This is a genomic window from Vibrio sp. 1F169 (genome assembly GCF_041439605.1).
Lineage (GTDB): Bacteria > Pseudomonadota > Gammaproteobacteria > Enterobacterales > Vibrionaceae > Vibrio > Vibrio tasmaniensis_A.
Map to the genome: position 1 here is coordinate 1 of NZ_JBGOOI010000147.1, position 1,399 is coordinate 1,399.

The 1,399-nt window shown below is 51.1% G+C and carries 1 protein-coding gene; it reads right to left on the reverse strand.

The genetic code is table 11. The annotated features are described in order from the left end of the window. On the reverse strand, positions 1-1,399 hold a 1,399-nt coding region (locus tag ACED53_RS23185; protein WP_371715319.1), incomplete at both ends, for a TrbI/VirB10 family protein.

Here is a 1,399-nt window from a genome sequence, read left to right on the forward strand (position 1 = left end):
CCTCACGCCCAAAGCCCACGCGGCTTAACCCTTGTTGGGTGATTTTTTGCGCTAAAGGGTTGATGGGGGCGGTTTGAGTGGTTGGTGGAAGAGAGGGGGTGTTGGTAATGACATCTAACAGTTGATTGCTGTTGGAGACTTGCTCACGCTGCTCATTCATACGCGTTTCGTATTCATCGGCCAGCAATGGATCTAATGGAAAGCCTTCCAAAAAGACAATATTGACGATGGCACCAGGATTGACTTCCACTATCGGATGATAGAGTTCGGCCAGTTTGATGTAGTAGTCCGCCAATTTGCTGCCAACGCTCTCCGTGGCGCCGCCAAGCAGATTCAAGCCAATTTTATCGCTGTTGATGCTTTGACTTGGGCCGAGCGCCGTCGGTGTCGTGGTTTGTGCCAGCGCTTTACCTGCATCCCCTACGCCTTGCAAGATCCCCGCAATGCCGGCCATTTGAACGATCTTACCGTTTTTCAAAATGGTGGTACCGCGAATACCATTGCGACCAAAGTTAAACACGGTCGCATTGACGGGGATATCGAGAATATCGCCATTGGGTTGTATGCAGCTCATTCTACTGGTGCGAGCGACGCCGCGGCTGGATGAGATCTCACCGTAGACGGCGCCGGTGATCGTGCAATCCTTCAATTTAGAGGCCTGACCGTTGGGTAAGACCCCCTGATTGACTGTCTGAAAGACAATCGGTGAGGTATCCCCTTGTCCAGAGACGCCCCCATTAGCATCAGCGCCGCCGGTAATTACGGCGGTCACAAAGGTGCCGGTTGGCACGTAGTTATCGGTCGTGCGACGGGATTGTTTCTCCTCGACACTGGCTTGCCAGTGAAATTCAAAGCTATCAAAGGCATCACCACTAAAGGCCACATCATCTTGCTCTTGGTACTGGAACTCATTCACCTTGGCGTTATCCATGTTGCTATTAATGGCCGGTCTTGGGGGCAGTTTGTATTGGCCAAAGGTGTCTCCTTGGTTGGTCTCGATGCCGTGTTGAGTCGAAGGATCGCCTGCCTTGAGGGTTGAGGCTAATTGCGTCTCAAGCTGCGCCTTGAGCGCGTCAACTTCATCGAGCTTTTGTTGCATCTGCTGCTCAAGCTCTGTCAGTTGCGATTTTGTATCGCGCTCATTGGCCTTTTTAATGTTCTCTAACTCAGAGGTTAAGCTTTGTCCAAAGCGACTTAATGTGCCTTCAAACCGCGCTAAGCTTTGTTCTATTTGGTTGATTTTGTCTTGTTGAAACGTCAGGGCGGACTGGTTGTCTTTGTCGGTAAAATCATCGGTGACGACAGCGCCAAATCCGACATCTTGAATGCCCTTGCTTGGCGCTTGGGGAGACAGTGTTAACCGCCAAACAACAAAAGCCAGGGCGGTCAATATCAGCAA